Source organism: Candidatus Deferrimicrobiaceae bacterium (genome assembly GCA_036504035.1).
Taxonomy (GTDB): domain Bacteria; phylum Desulfobacterota; class Deferrimicrobia; order Deferrimicrobiales; family Deferrimicrobiaceae; genus JANXPS01.
Genome location: DASXVV010000014.1, coordinates 92,445 through 108,368 on the forward strand (window position 1 = coordinate 92,445; position 15,924 = coordinate 108,368).

Consider the following 15,924-nt stretch of genomic DNA (forward strand, 5'->3'; position numbering starts at 1 on the left):
CGGGCATGATCAACAAGGTACTGATCGCAAACCGGGGCGAGATCGCCGTTCGCATCATCCGCACCTGCCGCGAGATGGGGCTGCGCACGGTCGCCGTCCACTCGACCATCGACAGAGACGCTCTCCACGTCCGGATGGCCGACCAATCGGTCTGCATCGGGGGGCCGCCCAGCTCCGAGAGCTATCTCAACGTTCCAGCGCTGCTCAGCGCGGTCGAGATCACCGACGCCGACTCGGTCCACCCCGGCTATGGCTTCCTCTCCGAAAACTCGGCGTTCATCGAGAAGTGCGAGAGCCACGGCGTCCGCTTCATCGGGCCGTCCTCCGAATGCGTCCGGACGATGGGCGACAAGATCGAGGCGCGCAAGGCCGTCCAGAAGTTCAAGGTGCCCGTCGTCCCCGGCACCGACGGCGCGGTCGCCGAGGCGGAAGAAGGGCTGAAGATCGCGAAAGGGATCGGCTTCCCGGTCATCGTCAAGGCGGCGGCGGGCGGAGGCGGCCGCGGCATGAAGGTCGTTCACAGCCCCGCGGCGTTCATCAACGCATTTCTCACCTCCTCGTCCGAGGCGCTTTCCGCCTTCGGCGTCCCCGACGTCTATATCGAGAAATACTTCGAGGAGGCGCGCCACGTCGAGGTGCAGATCATGGCCGACAAGTTCGGCAACGTGATCCATCTCGGCGACCGGGACTGCTCCATCCAGCGGCGGCACCAGAAGCTGATCGAGGAGGCGCCGGCGCCCAATATCCCGTCGCGCATCCGTCAACGCATGTGGAAGGCCGCGTGCGACGCGGCGGCAGCCGTCAAGTACAACAGCGTCGGGACGGTCGAGTTCCTCTACGTGCCGGCCACGCACGAGTTCTACTTCCTCGAGATGAACACCCGCATCCAGGTCGAGCACCCGGTCACCGAAATGATCACAGGGATCGACATCGTCAAGGAGCAGATCCGGATTGCCGAGGGGAAGAAGCTCCGATTCGACCAGAAAAAGGTGCAGTTCCGCGGGCACGCGATCGAGGTGCGCATCAACGCCGAGGACCCCGAGAAATTCCTGCCGAGCCCGGGCATGATCACGTCGTGCATCTTTCCGGGCGGCTGCGGCGTTCGCGTCGATACGCATATCTACCCCGGCTACACGGTGCCTCCGACCTACGATTCGCTGCTCGGGAAGCTGATCGTCCATGCCGAAGACCGCAACACGGCCATCCAGCGGATGCGCCGCGCGCTCGAGGAACTCAAGATCGAAGGCATCAAGACCACCACCGATTTCCACCGGAAGATGATGACCAATTCCGAGTTCGCCGCGGGGAGGGTATCCACCAACTTCCTCGAAAAGAACAGGGCTTGAGTGGAAAGTATGCACACGGCATACGGGGGGCAGCCAGGTTGACGTTTCTCGGTTCGTTCAAGAAGATGTTCGGCTCCAACGGCGGGGACGAGCGCACCGAACTCGAAAAAAAGGTCAGGGCGATGCCGAACGACCCCCAGCTTCGCCAGAAGCTGGCGCTCGTGCACCTAAAGCAGCGCCATGTGGTCGAGGGGGTGGCCGAGCTCGCCAAGGCCGCCGAGCTGTACGAAAAGGACGGTTTTGCCGGCAAGGCCATCGCGGTCCTTCGTCAGCTTCTCAAGTACGACATCGAGAACGTCGAGATGCAGCAGCGTCTCATCGGATTGCTGGCCCGCCAGGGGCTCGCCGGGGATGCCCAGGCCGAGTTCGATAAATTCGTCAAGGGGCTCGCCGACAAACTGACCGACGATCAGAAGATCGAGTTCTACTCGGCCGTCGCGGAGGATCTCCCCAATAGCGCGCAGCCCCGCCTTCATATCGTCGATATCCTGATCGCCAGGCACAAGCTGTTCGAGGCGGTCGGCGAGCTCGAGAAATCCGCGGATGCAGCCGTGGCCGCCGGCGATCAGGCGCCTTACTCCGCGCGGCTCAAGGCCGTGGTTTCCGCGGCCGAGGATTCGGTCGAGTATCTCGAACCGTGCGGATTCCTCTGTTTCCGCATCGGGGATCCCGCCCAAGGTACCGCCTTGTTGACGAGGGTTCGCGATGCGATCTCCGGTTCCGGCGATGCCGATCGGACCGCCGTCATCGACCGGGTCCTGGCCGCTCTTGCCGGCGGATGGGCCCCCGGAAGCGACAAGGTCTTCAGTTTCGTCGAGGCCGACCACAAACTTGCGGAAGTCCCGGCACCGTCCCCGGACCAGCCGCCGTCGACTAACGGTCCCGAATCCGTCTCCGCTGCTGTCGAGCCGATCGGCGGCCCGGCGCCCGATGCGGCCGAGGCGGTCGCCGACGAAGGCCGGCAAGAGGCCGAGGAAGATGCCTCGATGGTTCAGGACGCTCTAGGGCGACTGCAGGCGAAGGTCGACGAGGAGATCGGCGATTCCGATCTCGACACCCGCTACAACCTCGGCATCGCCTACAAGGAGATGGGGCTGCTCGACGAGGCCTCGAAGGAATTCCGCATCGCGGCCCGCAAACCCGAACTCCGGCTGGGGGCGACTACGCTACTGGCCGATGTGCTCGCCGACCAGGGAGATCTCGGGTCCGCGCTCGCAGAGCTGGACGGCCTGATCGCGTCCGGCGACATCGATCCAGACGGGATCCGGGACGTCCTGTACCACAAGGCGATCCTGCTCGAAAAGACCGGCCGCGCAGGGGATGCCGCCGATTTGCTTCGCGCTATCGCGACAGAGGCACCTACCTATCGGGACGTCCGGGCTCGCATCGAACGGTTGGTAAAATAACACGATCCGGTTTCGTCGCGGCCGATCCCGTGTTGCCATTTCGGGCGCTCTCGTGGTAAAAGGTTAGGTTCATGCGGGCGTAATTCAGGGGTAGAATGTCAGCTTCCCAAGCTGAACGTCGCCGGTTCGAATCCGGTCGCCCGCTCCATTCGCTCATCCGGGATCGCACCATAGATCGAGAAGAGAGCCTCTCCACAACCGGAGGGGCTCTCTCGTTTTGAAGAAAAATTCTTATATAATGGTCGGTCATGAGGCGATGGGCGTGGTGGACAGCAATCGGCATCCTGGTAGCCGTCCTCGCCGGTCTCGGGGCTTGGCGTATCAAGCTTGAGCTTCCGGACCAGCTCCGCCGGATCGAAGACGCCCTTCGCGAAGAGGCAGCCCGCTACGGGATCGGCGTGTCCTGGAGGAGCCTTCGGTTCCACCCGTTCTACCTGAGCATCACCTTCGACGACGTACGGCTGCGCGACACGATCGCGAACCTGCCGCTCGGAAGCGCCCGAACGGTCGACGTCTCGCTTTCCCCACGCCTGCTGCTCTTCGGCGAATCGCCGGTCTCCAAGATTCGTGTCCGTGGTTTTACGTTCCGTTTCGGGGAAGCCGACCTCCCGATTCTGGACCGGATCCGAGCCGCCCCGTCCGGGGGCGGCACCCTCCCCGACATCTTTCTGTTCGATGGGACCACTCAGGTGGGCCCATTCGGGAAGCTCGAGCAGGTCCGGATGCGGATTCCCTCCGCCCGCATTCGTCACGTCCGGTTTTTCGGAACTCGGGTGACCTTCGCCGTCGACAACGTGTCCGCGGCCGTCGAGTACCCGGTCGTGGGGCCGGGTATGTGGCCGTTCCCGTCCTTGTCCGGAGACCTGCTCATCAAGGAAAAGATCGTGAGCGTTCGACGCTTCCGGGCCGATGGCCCTTCCGCGTCGCTGAAGGGGTCCGGCTCGATCGATCTCGCCCGCGTAAAAAACGATCTCAAGATTTCAGGCGCCGTCGACATGGCGCGCTGGATCGCCATCGACGCTCCGGGGGCGCGATGGATCGCGCGGTTCATGCACGAAGGGAAAGGCGAGTTTTCGGCTTCCTTGAAAGGGGCGCTTTCCGATCCGTCGGGGGCCGTCAAAGCGAGCCTCCGGAATGGACGATTCGAGGGACTTGATGCTGCCGACTTCGAACTTTCTGCAACACTCAAGGAAAGGCAGCTGCGCATCGGCGGTCTCAAGGGGACGCTTTGGCGCGGGTCGCTTACCGCGACCGGCAGCTACGATATCCCGAAACGGCAAGGGACCCTCACGGCCTCTCTCGAGCGGGCATCCCTGAAGGCCCTCCCTTGGCCGGCGGCGGCGGGCGGTTGGCGCCCGTCCGGGCTGGGGAACCTGACGGTCGCGGCATCGGGCAACCTCGACAGCCTCGCCGGTTCCATCGGTCTGGCCGTTCCCGAAGGATTCGAGCGCGCGGTTCCCGGCACGGGGCAGGAGCGCATCCGAATGCCGCTCTTGGCAGGCCTCGCGGGAAAGGTGATGATCGCGTCGAAAAGGGCGGAAATCGGAACTGCCAGGATCCAGCTCGGCCGGACCGACTTCACCGCAGCCGGGACCGTCGACTGGGGCCGCCGTCGGCTGTCCGCCTCCGGAACGGCCTCCTCGCCCTTCGGCCGGACGGCCGATTTCGGCATTCGCGAACCCGTCTCATGGCGGCGCCTCGCCGGGCAGTGGAGTCTGGATGGCGATTTCACTGCGCCGGAGATCAAGGCCCAGCTCTCCGCGGAATCGATCGGCGTATCGGCGTTTCCGCAGGTACCCGTCTCGGCCAAGGTCGAAGGAAACCTGGCCGACGTCGTCCATTTCGTCGCCGATGTCCCTTCGGACCTGGCCAAGGCCACGGCGACCGGAACGGTCACGGGCCCGCTTGCGCACAAACCGCTCCAGCTCGACGCCGCCGTCACGGCCCGCGACATCGATTTTTCGAGGCTGTCGAGCTGGATCGCATCCGCATCGTCGCCACCCGAGGTCGACACAGCGGCAGCGGCGCGCTACCTCGAGACGCTGGCGGGACGCGGAAGTGCCGAGCTCGAACTGGCTTATTCCGATGTTGAAAAAACGGTCACCGGATCGGTCCATTCGGGTTCGGTCTCGCTCCGGGGCGTCACGGTACAAGCGGTGTCCGCCGATGGGAACTGGCGCGGCGGCCCGCGTGGGGGGCACTGGCAAGGAGCTGCATCCGGCGATATCGCGGGCGGCCGCATCCAGGTCGGCGGGACGGGAGAAGGGATGCGGGCCGAGCTCAAGGGGTCCGCGGACCGGATCGACATCGCCCGGGTGGCGGCGCTCTTGCCGGGGCGGCAGCTCGACGGGATTCAGGGCGCGGTTTCGCTCGATCTCCTCGCCCGGGTCGACGCCGGAGGGCGGTTCGAACTCCCGGATGTTCGCCTTTCGATCTCCGATTTGGTGGCCGCAGGGGTTTCGTGGGGTCGAGTGACCGGCAACGGGAAGCTGGGCGCGGAGACAGGCTCCTTCGGTTTCGCGTCCGAATCGCCGGCGTTAAGGTTAACCGGTGGGATCTCCCGCGGGCAGGGAATTCCCGTCACTTTTCGCCTGTCGGGCGCGCAGCTCCCGACCTCTCTCATTGCATCCATGGCGGGGAAGTCGTCGCTTCCTACCGAGGGGAAATGGGACTTCGAAGCCGACGGTCAGCTCAAAGCGTCGGAGCTGGCAGGAGGGATCCGGTCGGTCCCATCGGCCACTTCGGCATTCCACTTCCGGTTGTCGGGAACTTCCCCGTCGGTTTCCGAGGTCGGATTCGAATCGGTTTTAGCGGAGGGACGAAAGGAAGGCGCAGCACTCGTCGGCGAGATCCGGACCGGCGCTCCCGACGGAAGGCTTGCCTGCAAGATCGGCCTCCAGGGACCCTATCCCTTTCACGCCGAAGGACCATTCTCCTTCGGGAACCGAAAATCGGTCGGGAAGGAGGAGATGCGCAATCCCTTCTCGATGTCGGGGCGGATCGAGCTGACCGGCACGCTTCAGTCGTTCGACAAGACGACCGGATCGATCCAGGTCGACCAGCTTCGTTACAAGCAAGGGGGGATCGATCTCTTCGGCAAGGAGCTCGCGGCGAAGCTTGGCGCTGACGGAATTCGCTGGTCCGGAGGGACGGTCGTCGCTTCCGGGAACCCGATCTCTGTTTCGGGGAAGGTCTCGTGGAAGGGAGAGATGGATGCGCGGGTCGAGGGAAAGATGCCCGCCGCGATGGTCCGCCTGGCGACCGACATCTTCGACCGTCTCGACGGGACGGTGACCATGAACATCCGCGTCACCGGAAAGCTCGACAACCCGAACATCGTCGGGACGGGCCACCTGGAAGGGGGGGTCTTTTCCTTCAAGGGGTACGGACAGCTTTTCGAGGAAATGAAGGCCGACGCGATCATCAGCCGGGAGAAGATCGTGTTCGAGCATTTCGACGGCCGGAGCGGCGGGGGATTCCTCGACGGCCGGGGCGAGTTGCCGCTGCAGTTCGACGCGGGGCAGCGGATGTTCTTCTCGGTCGATTTCCTCGACATGCGCTACCCTTACCCCGACGATTTCCGCCCGGTGCTCCAGGGGCATGCCGAGCTGATCGGTCCCGTCGAAAACCTCCTGGTGACCGGCGACATCGAGATCCAGTCGGCCCGCTATACGCGAACGATCCGTCCCCAGAAGTTGATGCTTGATTTCAAGCGCCGGCTGGCGGACGTGACGGCACGAAGGCAGAAGGACGAGTTCCGGGTCCGCCTTGATATCAACGTCGTGGCGGACGGGACGCTCGAGATCCGGAACAACCTGGCTACGGCGACGGCCAAGGGAGAGTTCAAGGTCGTCGGGGATACCAGCCGCATCATCGTGCTGGGCGCCTTCGACGTCCTCGAGGGCAAGATCGAGTTCCAGGGCGACGCCTACGACGTCAAGCATCTGAGCATCGATTTCAACGACCCTCGTCGCAACAATCCCCGGATCGACGGTCGGGCCGAAGTGAAAAAGAACAACTACCTCGTCACGATCCTGGTCACGGGGACGCTCGACAAGTACGAGGTCGACCTGGCGTCCGACCCCCCGCTCAGCAAGAACGACATCGTCAGCCTGCTTTCCCTCGGTGTCACCTCGCAGTCGCTCGCGGGGCAGGAAGGGTCGGTCGGGGCGTCGCTGGGCGCTTCCATTGCGCTCGGCCCCTACAAGGGGCGTGTCGAGGAGGGCATCCGCAACCTGGTCGGGCTCGACAAACTGGCGCTCGAGGCGGCATTCTCCTCCGCCACCAAGTCGTTCGAGCCGCGGTTCGTCGTCGGCAAGACGTTCGGCGAGCGGATCACCGTCTCCGTCTCGACGCTTGTCGGCGCGACGTCCGACAGCAGCGCCAGCATCGAGTTCAAGCTGCTCGAAAACGTGTTTCTCCAGGGGGCGTGGCAAAGTGCGACGACCCAGAAGACCGGCGACTTGGGGGCCGACATCAAGTTCAAATATCGATACCGGACATTCAGCGATTTCCTGGGCGGGCGCGACTAGATGCATCGACTTGGCACAGTCCGGCCGACGCTTTCGGTACTCGCGTTTTGCCTCGCCTCGATGGCATTTCCCGCGTGGGTGATGGGCGCAACGGACAACGCGTCTCCGGTCGTCCGCGCTGTCTCGTTCCAGGTTGCCTCCCCCTACCTCATCTCCTATCAGGAATTGACGGCGCTGGTGACGGTGCACCCCGGCGACCGGTTCGATCCCCAGGCGATCCGTGAATCCATCAAGGGGCTCTATGCCAAATCGGCGTTCCGGGATATATCCGCCTGGGAAAGGGTCGAGGGCGGCGCCGTGGAAGTCGTTTTCTTCATGCGCCCGATCGCGACGATCTCCGATATCGAAGTGAAGGGACAGGATCTTGTCAGCCCGGCCCAGATCCTGACCATGTCGCGTCTCAAGCGGGGCGCCCCCATCGAGACGCGCGACCTGCCTGCCGCCGAGGAATCGATCCGGGAAGGCCTTCGGCAGAAAGGATTCCCCGATGCCACGGCTTCCATTCGCGCGATCTGCAGCATCGAGAACGGTTCCGGCAAGCTGGTCGTGACGGTGAAGGAAGGGGAGCGGGGACGCATCGCGCACCTGGCGGTCGACGGCGCCTCCTTCTTCCCGCCGGAGAAGGTGAGGGACCTCCTGGGCTTCGAGGAGGGAGACCGCTTCGACTTCCGAAAATGGGACGACGGCGTGAAGCAGCTTCGTCGCGCATTCAAGCGGGAGGGGTTCCTCACGGTCCACGTCTCCGGCGTCTCGATCACGGGAACCGGCACCGACGGCCTGTCGCTTTCCGTCACGGTCGAGCCCGGAACGCGTTACGACGTCCGGTTTGACGGCGCATCCGAATACTCCGTCGGTCGGCTTGAAAAGGCATCGGGCCTGTACGGAGACGACGAGGCGACCGAAGGAGGGCTGATCTACGACGTCCGGGACCGCCTGCTGGCGTTCTATCGAACGCGCGACTACAGCCGCGCGCGAGTCGACGTGACGGTGGGCGACCGGGTCGACGACCGGGTCCCCCTGCGCATTGCCATCCGGGAGGGCGAAAAAGGTTACCTGAAGGAGATCCGCTTCGAGGGGAACGCCTCGCTGTCTTCCGCCAAGCTGCGCACCCAGATGACGAGCCGGGAGCGCGGTTTCTTCCACCTGCTGACCGGTTCCGGCGATTTTCAGGAAGAAGAGTGGGCCGACGACGTGAACGCGATCCTCGGGCTGTACCAGCAGGAGGGATTCGTCCGGGCACGCGTGTCGTCGATCGACACGGACTGGGACGAGCGTGGACGGATCACCAAGACGATCCACGTGGTCGAGGGCGCAAGGTATCGCCTCCGGGAGATCCGCTTCCACGGGAACGATCATTTCCTCCGTTCCGAACTGCTCGCGAAGATGGACAACAAGGAGGGGGCAATCGTCGATTACGTCGCCCTCGAGCGGGAACAGGAGACGATCGCGACGAGATATCGCGATGGGGGCTATCTCGACGCCGATGCCGAGGCGACGCTCGACTTCGACCCGGGGACCGACAATACGGTCGTGGCCCGCTTCGAGATCCACGAAGGAACCCGCTACCGGCTCGGGAAAACGGTCGTCCGCGGCGATATCCTGACCGACGCCATCGTCGTTCTCCGCGAGCTGCCCGTGCGCGAGGGGGCTCCCATCGGCGAGAAAGAGCTGCTGAAATTCCAGCAGGCCGTCTTCGGCACCGGGCTTTACAAGAGCGTTCGCGTGCAGCGGGTCAAGCAGCCGAACGGGATCCTCGACCTCGTCGTCGAAGTCGAGGAAGGTTACTTCTTCGAGATCGAATACGGGGTCGGCTACGGGACCGATACCGGAGTCCGCGGCTTCGTCGGGTCAAAGTTGCTGAACCTCGACGGCAAGGGCAGGAACCTATCCGGGCGGATCCTCGAAAGCCAGCGGGAGCAGAATTACATCTGGGACCTGCGCGAGCCCTGGATCTTCGGCAACCAGTGGAAGTGGGAAGGGGGGCTGACCGGTTCCTATCTCGCGGCGGAACGGGAAAGCTTCAAGTTCAAGAAGACGGCGCTGCTGACCAGCATCAACCGGACGATCTTCGACCGCTCTACGGTGTCGTTCCAGTACGAGCTCTCGCGCGACCGCGTCTACGACGTGGTTCCCGGCGCCGTACTCTCGGTCGAGGACCAGGGGACCGCCAACATCGCCGCTGCCCGCACCGTGCTCGTCTTCGATTTCCGGGACGATCCGTTCAACCCGACCAAGGGATCGTTCAATTCGGGGACGGTCGAGGGCGCCTCGGTCTACCTGGGGTCGGAAATCGAATACTACAAGCTCGCCGCGCAATCGAGCTGGTATTTCCCCCTTATCCGGGGGAACACGATCGTGGTCTCCGCTCGGGCCGGAATGATCCGGCCCACCGGGAAAACGAGCGAGGTCCCGATCCAGAAGCGCTTCTTCCTGGGGGGACGAACCACGGTTCGCGGCTTCAAGGAGGAAACGCTCGGCCCGAAGGCCGCCGACGGGACCTCCACGGGCGGCGACTACATGGTGAACACCAACGCGGAATTGCGGGTTCCGTTGCAGCATGGCTTCCTGCTCGCGGGCTTCTTCGACACGGGAAGCGTCTGGTTCCCTCACAACCAGGAAAGCGGCTTCGACCTTCGGAAAAGCGCAGGGGCCGGCTTGCGCTACCTGACCCCCGTCGGTCCACTTTCGCTGGATTTCGGCTGGAAGCTCGACCGGCGGCAAGAAGAATCGCCCTACGAATGGCACTTCACGATCGGCGCGATTTTCTGATCCTGCTTTCTGGAACCGCCTTATTCGTGTAAATTCAAAGGCGGGGAGGTGGGCGATGTCGAACGACCTGACAGGCCGGGTCCTGATGAGCGCCGCCCTGGTGGCCGGGGCGGGCTGCGTTCTCCTTCTTCTTTCTCGCGCGCGTGCCGAGCGACGCTATCGTTTCATGAAAACCCTGGCAGAAAAAGATTCCCTGACGCTCCTCTACAATCACGGCGCCTTCCACGAACGACTCGTCGTCGAGATCGAGCGCGCCGCCCGGTACGAACGCGACCTGTCCGCCATCATGATCGATCTCGACGGGTTCAAGTCCATCAATGACACGTTCGGGCACCTGGTCGGCGACGAGGTCTTGCTGCTGACCGCATCCATCCTCGGCACCTACCTGCGCAAAAGCGACATCGCCGCGCGATACGGGGGCGACGAATTCGCCGTGATCCTGCCCGAAACCGATCTCGAGGCCGCGGGCGCCATTGCCGGTCGAATCTCCAGCGGGATCACCGAGGCATCGGTCAAGTCGAGAACGGGCGAGGTCGTGCGATTCACCGCCAGCATCGGCTACGCCGTCTGCCGCCCCGAATCCAGCCGGCGCGGGGATATCCTCGGGGAGGCCGATCGCCTGATGTTCGAATCCAAGCGTCACGAGAAGGGCGGCGTCCGGGGAATGCAGATCTAGGATGAAAGCGCTGCTGCGGCGAATGCAACTCGCTTCCGGCGAGATTCCGACTACCGAGGAACTCGACCTGATCAACGAGTCGCGGGAGCGCGTCGAACTCGTCATCCGGGCTCGTTGGGCGCTCCTCGCGATCATGGCCCTGTTCGGGGGGATCGCCTTCGTTTTTTTCCAGTTCGCAAGCGCGCGAGAAGAGGAGGTCCCGCTAGCCCAGAAAGTCGTCCCCGTCGTCGCGCTCCTCTTCGTCCTGGGCTACAACGCCCTGTTCTCCTGGCTGTCCAATCGGCTGGTCGGCATTCGCGGCCTCAACATGCTCCAGCTGCTGTTCGATCTCGTGTTCGTGACGGTGCTGGTCCATTTCAGCGGCGGGGTCCTCTCCTGGTTCTGGGCCATGTACCTGGTCTTGACGCTGGAGGCCGCCCTCATCATGGAGAAAAGGGGCGACTGCCACATCATCGCCGCCACCGCTTCGCTGGCTTTCGGCGGGCTTCTGATCGCGGAATTCTCCGGCCTCCTCCGGCCGGTGCCCATGCCCTTCTACGCCGACACGACGCTGCAGCACAACTTCTCCTACGAGATGATCAAATGGGCCTGGATGTCGATCGCCTGCTTCTGCGTCGCCCACATCGGCTCCTACATGATGGACACCATTCGGACGCGGGAGGCGCAGCTCCACGTGCTGGTCAACCGGGATCCGCTCACGTCCCTCTACAACCGTCGTCATTTTTTCCTGCGGCTCAATTCCGAGATCCAGCGCGCGCGTCGATATGGCCGCACGCTTTCGTTGCTCATCATCGACGTCGACCACTTCAAGCGCTACAACGACGCCTTCGGGCACCCTGCCGGCGATCAGCTCCTGAAGGATCTCTCCGCGCTGTTGATGACGGGCATCCGGCGCAGCGACCTGAAGCCGTCCTACGAAGTCGACATCGGGTGTCGCTACGGGGGGGAGGAGTTTGCCATCATCCTGCCCGAGGCGGCCTCGGTGCAGGGGGAAGTCGCGGCCGAGCGGCTCCGGGCAAGCGTCGAGACGCGCGGGGCGATCGTCGTCGCCGAAAGAATCAGGCAACTGATCGAAAAGGCGAAGTGGGACGGGAGGACGGTGACCGTCAGCATCGGCGTCGCCAGCTTCCCCGAGCACGGGGCGGAGATCGAGCCGTTGCTCAAGGCGGCCGACGATGCGCTTTATGCCGCCAAGGCGCAGGGGCGCAACAGGGTGATGGTCGCGGACTCCGGGAACCCGGGGCAGAGGGAGGAGCAGGGGCGTGGATAGGATATCCATCGAGCGGTTTCGTCTGGCGCTGTTCGGGCGCATGATCATGGGCGTCGCCCACGAGGTCGATAATCACCTCAGCGTGGTGCTCGGATTTGCCGAGCTGCTCCAGTTCGCGGGGGGCAACGAAAAGAAGGTCCAGGACAGCGCGGGCAAGATCATGGCCGCGGGCGACCGGATCAACCGGATCGTGAAGCAGTTTTCCCACTACGTCCGGCCCCACGAGCCTTCCGTCGAACCGTTCTCCCCGTCAGAGATGCTGCCGGAGGTCTACGTGTTCACGAAATACGACCTGGGGCGCGGCAACGTGACGGTGGCGTTTCCCGAAACCGTGCCTCCCGGCCTGATCAACGGGGACCGGCGCGACCTGGGGCTCGCGCTGACTTGCCTCCTGCTCAACGGATCCGAGGCGATGGCCGACCGGGGGGGAACGCTGACGCTCGACGTCGTGAAGGATGGGGCGTCCTGGCGCTTCCGGGTGGCGGACCAGGGGCCCGGGCTGGGCGTCGAGGCGGGGGAGCGGGCCTTCGAGGAGGGATTCACGACCCGGGAGGGTGCGGCGCACGCGGGCCTGGGACTTCCGGTGGCCCGTTTCCTGGCCGAGGCCGCGGGGGGAGAGGTGTCGGTCGAAAACGCCCCCGGGGGGGGCTGCGTCGCGGAGCTGCGCGTCCCGGTCCGGTGACGCGAACGTTCTTCAGGCGCCGGCGGGAAGCGGCGACAACCGGGTGAATTCCCGTGCCGGCGATTGATCCGTATCTTTTCGTCCGCTGAGGTAGATCTCGATCTCGGCGGGACCAGGCGAAGGCGGACTGCCCCCTGACGACACCGTTACCTGGTCGGTGATGTCGGTTGCCAGCGCATCGAGCTCTTGGGAAGGTTCTCCGGCGGGGTTGCCGGCGGGAAGCCCGTTCCGGGCATAGACGGCCTGCCCCGCCAAATCGGCCTGCCGGGCACCGGAAAACGTCACCCGGTCTGCGACCGCGTCGGCCATTTCGGACAGCGTCTGCGCAACGGGGGTTCGGGTCGTCGGCGTTGCCAACGGCTGCTTTCGCCGGATGGCGCGCTCGGGAGTCGGCGGCCGGCGAACTCGCGTCGACAGCGTGACACGGTCCTGGATCGACTCGGAGATCGATGTGGCATCGACTCCCGATTGGACAGAAGGCGGAGTCTGGGAGGATGAAATGCCGATCGCACGCGGGTCGGCATAGGGAAGGACGCTTCCGGGACCGGGAAATGGAATGCGCGCATGAACCGTGGGGTATGCGCCGGTGATGGCAAGAGACATGGACGACATGCCGACTCCCGCTGGCGGTTGGAAACGGTCGAGCAACATAGAATCCCGGAATTATGATTCTACCACAAAGGAGAAATGTTCATGATCGTCCATATCGTTCTCTTCAAGCTCAAGGATGGGTCGCCGGAAAGCGTTGATTCGGCGCGCGGGGTGCTCGAGGGGCTTCGGGGCAAGATCCCGGTCCTGCGGTCGCTCGAGGTCGGTGTCGACATCCTGCGCACCGAGCGCTCATACGATCTCGCCCTGACCGCCGTCTTCGACTCGCTCGACGATCTGCAGGCGTATCAGGTCCACCCCGCGCACCAGGAGGTGATCGCGTACATGGGGCGGGTGCGGGAATCCGCGGTGGCCGTCGATTATCGGCGTCCCTAGAAGAATTCCTGAAGACGGGTGAACGCCTCATGGCCGGCGTCGTGGCGCCGGACCTCCTCGACGTCCACGAGTTTCCGGACCTGGCGCACCACCTGCTCCAGGCGGTCGTCTTCATTGACGAGCAGCCAGATCCGGCTCTTCCCGTCGTCGTGTCGCAAGGGCATGCAAAGGATCCCCTCGACGTTGTAGGCGCGCCGCGAGAAGAGGCCGCAGACGTGGGATATGACGCCCGGATGGTTGGAGACGGTCAGTTCGAGGACGGCGTTCATTGCGGCTCCCCTCCGATCATTGTCGTGTTGGCGGCGCCCGGCGGCACCATCGGGTAGACGTTGTCCGACGCGTCGACGGGGACCCGGACCAGGCAGGGACCGGTTCGTTCAAGGAGGCCGGCCAGCGCATCACGGGGGTTCCCCGCGGTCGAAAGGTCGATTGCCGGGATCCCGAACCCCTCCGCGATCTTGACGAAGTCGGGTTTTGCCTTGAAGTCCGACGCGAAATACCGACCTCCGTAGAACAGCTCCTGCTGCTGGTGGACAAGCCCCAGCGCCCCGTTGTCGGCCAGCAGCACCTTCACGTTCAGCCCCTCTTCGGCAGCCGTCGCAAGTTCCTGGATGTTCATCAGGAGGCTGCCGTCCCCGGTGAAGCAGGCCACGGTGCGGTCCGGCGCGGCCAGCGCGGCGCCGATGGCCGCGGGAAGGCCGAACCCCATGGTCCCGAGCCCCCCCGAAGTGAGCCACTGGCGCGCTTTCGAAAAAGGCCACGCCTGGGCGGTCCGCATCTGGTGCTGGCCGACGTCCGTCGCCACGATCGCGTCGTCTCCCAGGATGCGGGCGGTTTCCGAGATCAGGCCATAAGCCGTCAGGGGATCCCCTTGCCCGGGCAGCCTGATCGGGTGCGAAGACCGCAGCTCCCGCACGCGTTCGAGCCACGCTCCCCGGGCAGGGGACGCCGCTATCGGCAGCCACGCCTCCAGCACTTCCCGCGCGTCGCCGACGATCCCGATGTGCGCCGCCCGGATCTTGTCCAGCTCGCTTTCGTCGATGTCCACATGGATTATTCGCGCACCGGGGCAAAATTCATTGACCCTCCCGGTGGCCCGGTCGTCGAAGCGGGCGCCGACCGCGATCAACAGGTCGCATTCCTGGAGCAGCATGTTGGTGAAGCGCGCGGCGTGCATGCCCAGCATGCCGATCGACAGCAGGTGATCGGCGGGGATCGCCCCCAGCCCCAAAAGCGACGTGGTGACCGGGATGGCGCACGATTCCGCGAGGCGCTTCGCGGCCGGGGCCGCGCCGGACTGGATCACGCCGCCGCCGAGATAGAGAACGGGGCGTTCCGACCCGGCGATCCAATCGGCGGCCCGGACGGCGGCGGCCCGATCGAAGGGAGGCGGCCCTTCGGGCGCGCCGGGCTCCGGCCAGCTCAGGAATTCGACCGTCCCGGCCTGGACATCCTTCGGCACATCGATGACGACCGGTCCGAGGCGGCCCGAGGACGCGATCCGGAAGGCGGCGGGGATCACGTCGAACAGCTCCGCGACCGACCGGACCAGGAAGTTGTGCTTCGTGATGGGGACGGTCAACCCGTAGGTGTCGATCTCCTGGAAGGCGTCGGTGCCGATCAACCCGGTCGGCACCTGCCCCGTGATGCAGATGACGGGGACAGAATCGAGCTTCGCATCTGCGATCGCGGTCAGCGCATTGACCGCTCCGGGTCCCGATGTGGCGAAGAAGACCGCGGGGCTTCCGGTAACGCGCGCCATGCCCTGCGCCATGAACCCGGCGCCCTGCTCGTGGCGTGCCAGGATGTGGCGGATCCGCCGGCTTCGGGACAGGGCGTCGTAGAGCGGGAGGTTCGCGCCGCCGGGGATGCCGGCTACCGTCCGGATCCCCTGGCGTTCCAGCAATTGGACGATGATCTGTGCGCCGTTCAGTCGCATTTCCTTCTCCTCCCTGATGGAGCGATGTGCCCGGGGCATTGGTCGAGGCCGCTTAGGGGGAGAAAAAAGAAAACCCCCCGACGGCGCCTCGCGCCGCGGGGGGTGTTGATGACTCCGGATTCGACCGGATACCCGCTTACGGCGCGCACGCCTCGGCTACGCATACGGATACGGATACGGATAGGACAACGGTGGAGCCGCTGGCCGGGGAAAAACCGTCGTTTGCGTAGTGCGCCATTGCGGGATCGGTTCTCCGTGCTTGTTTTACTGACTGGTAGTAAAATGATGACAGATAAAACAAAGTGGGTCAATCGGATTTT

General features: G+C 64.5%; 11 protein-coding genes and 1 tRNA gene. 9 read left to right on the top strand and 3 right to left on the bottom strand.

Annotation, left to right across the window (positions count from 1 at the left end; genetic code table 11):
• Nucleotides 1–5: 5 nt before the first annotated feature.
• The 8 genes from accC (at nt 6) to VGK27_12940 (ending at nt 12,681) form a co-directional block, all read left to right on the top strand.
• Nucleotides 6–1,346, top strand: coding sequence for an acetyl-CoA carboxylase biotin carboxylase subunit (gene accC / locus VGK27_12905; GenBank protein ID HEY3491003.1), 1,341 nt, complete (start codon nt 6–8; stop codon nt 1,344–1,346).
• A 38-nt stretch (nt 1,347–1,384) separates the two neighbouring features.
• Complete coding sequence (locus VGK27_12910; GenBank protein HEY3491004.1) at nt 1,385–2,752, top strand: hypothetical protein; 1,368 nt, start codon at nt 1,385–1,387, stop codon at nt 2,750–2,752.
• Between the two features lie 73 nt (nt 2,753–2,825).
• A tRNA-Gly gene (locus VGK27_12915) sits at nt 2,826–2,900 on the top strand.
• A gap of 100 nt (nt 2,901–3,000) precedes the next feature.
• On the top strand, nt 3,001–7,284 hold the full coding sequence (locus VGK27_12920) for a translocation/assembly module TamB (GenBank protein HEY3491005.1): 4,284 nt from the start codon (nt 3,001–3,003) through the stop codon (nt 7,282–7,284).
• Complete coding sequence (bamA, locus tag VGK27_12925; GenBank protein ID HEY3491006.1) at nt 7,285–10,053, top strand: outer membrane protein assembly factor BamA; 2,769 nt, start codon at nt 7,285–7,287, stop codon at nt 10,051–10,053.
• Nucleotides 10,054–10,108: 55 nt separating this feature from the next.
• The gene (locus VGK27_12930; GenBank protein HEY3491007.1) at nt 10,109–10,729 is read left to right on the top strand and encodes a GGDEF domain-containing protein; all 621 of its coding nucleotides are present in this window, start codon (nt 10,109–10,111) and stop codon (nt 10,727–10,729) included.
• Between the two features lies 1 nt (nt 10,730).
• Entirely contained in the window at nt 10,731–11,999 is a 1,269-nt protein-coding gene (locus VGK27_12935; GenBank protein ID HEY3491008.1) for a GGDEF domain-containing protein, read from the top strand.
• Nucleotides 11,992–12,681: a HAMP domain-containing sensor histidine kinase gene (locus VGK27_12940; GenBank protein ID HEY3491009.1), complete on the top strand. Its 690-nt coding sequence runs from the start codon at nt 11,992–11,994 to the stop codon at nt 12,679–12,681. The genes VGK27_12935 and VGK27_12940 overlap by 8 nt, the downstream gene beginning before the upstream one ends.
• A gap of 12 nt (nt 12,682–12,693) precedes the next feature.
• Here the strand turns inward: VGK27_12940 and VGK27_12945 are convergent, their stop codons facing one another.
• Nucleotides 12,694–13,293 carry a hypothetical protein gene (locus tag VGK27_12945; protein HEY3491010.1) on the bottom strand — a complete coding sequence of 200 codons (600 nt, stop codon included), beginning with the start codon at nt 13,291–13,293 and terminating at the stop codon, nt 12,694–12,696.
• A gap of 81 nt (nt 13,294–13,374) precedes the next feature.
• Between VGK27_12945 and VGK27_12950 the strand changes: the two genes are divergently transcribed.
• Nucleotides 13,375–13,665, top strand: a complete 291-nt coding sequence (locus VGK27_12950; GenBank protein HEY3491011.1) for a Dabb family protein — start codon at nt 13,375–13,377, stop codon at nt 13,663–13,665.
• Here the strand turns inward: VGK27_12950 and ilvN are convergent.
• The gene (gene ilvN / locus VGK27_12955; GenBank protein HEY3491012.1) at nt 13,662–13,934 is read right to left on the bottom strand and encodes an acetolactate synthase small subunit; all 273 of its coding nucleotides are present in this window, start codon (nt 13,932–13,934) and stop codon (nt 13,662–13,664) included. The genes VGK27_12950 and ilvN overlap by 4 nt on opposite strands.
• Nucleotides 13,931–15,604: an acetolactate synthase large subunit gene (gene ilvB, locus VGK27_12960; protein ID HEY3491013.1), complete on the bottom strand. Its 1,674-nt coding sequence runs from the start codon at nt 15,602–15,604 to the stop codon at nt 13,931–13,933. Before ilvB ends, ilvN begins: the two co-directional genes overlap by 4 nt.
• Nucleotides 15,605–15,924 lie beyond the last annotated feature (320 nt).